This window comes from Blautia wexlerae, assembly GCF_013300825.1.
In the GTDB taxonomy this organism is placed as follows: Bacteria; Bacillota; Clostridia; order Lachnospirales; family Lachnospiraceae; genus Blautia_A; species Blautia_A wexlerae_B.
On sequence record NZ_JAAIMY010000089.1, the window covers coordinates 1 to 664 of the forward strand.

Annotated in this window: 1 protein-coding gene; it reads right to left on the minus strand. The window is 41.3% G+C overall.

The genetic code is table 11. The features are described 5' to 3' along the window. Positions 1 to 82: 82 nt before the first annotated feature. On the minus strand, positions 83 to 664 hold a 582-nt coding region (locus tag G4417_RS16535; protein ID WP_173684240.1), incomplete at its 5' end, for a tyrosine-type recombinase/integrase.

A 664-nucleotide genomic window follows, 5' to 3' on the forward strand; every position in this document is an offset into this window, starting at 1 on the left:
GCCTGTCCATTAGTGAAATGATATGTAGTTTCCCTTATTTTTGCCCTTATGAGATAATCACAAGGGAAATAAGGGAATTTTTTTAGTCATTGCCTACCACTTTATCAAGAAGCCGAACCGATTTTCGTTTCGCATCTCTTGTGGAGTGAGCATAGACATTCATGGTGGTACTTACATCTGAGTGTCCTAATAATTCCTGCACATCTTTTGGAGCAGCTCCATTTGCCAAAAGGTTGCTTGTATAGGTGTGACGTAACTGGTGGAAATGAAAGCCTTCAAATCCCTCTAATGTTTTTGCTACCTTTCTGCATACCGTCCCCAAAGTAGTCGGAAGTTCCAGACAACCATCCGGTCTTAAGCAGACGAAAGAAATTTCTTTATAATCTGCCGGGACTTCCTCTGTTCTGTCTAAGCAATAATATTCGTAGTACACTCTGTTTTTCTCTTTGACCTCTTTGTAGTAGTTCGTGTGATAAAGTTCTCCGTACTGCATCCGGTTTTTTAACTGCTCTTTCCGGGCATTACGGAAAATCTCTACCAGCGTATCTCCAAAATCAACAACCCTTACTTTTTTCCGCTTGGTTGGTCCGATGATATATTTGCGCTTTGAGCCATCATATCGGATGCTGCGTCTTATGGTAAGGCATTGTTCTTCCAGATTTAC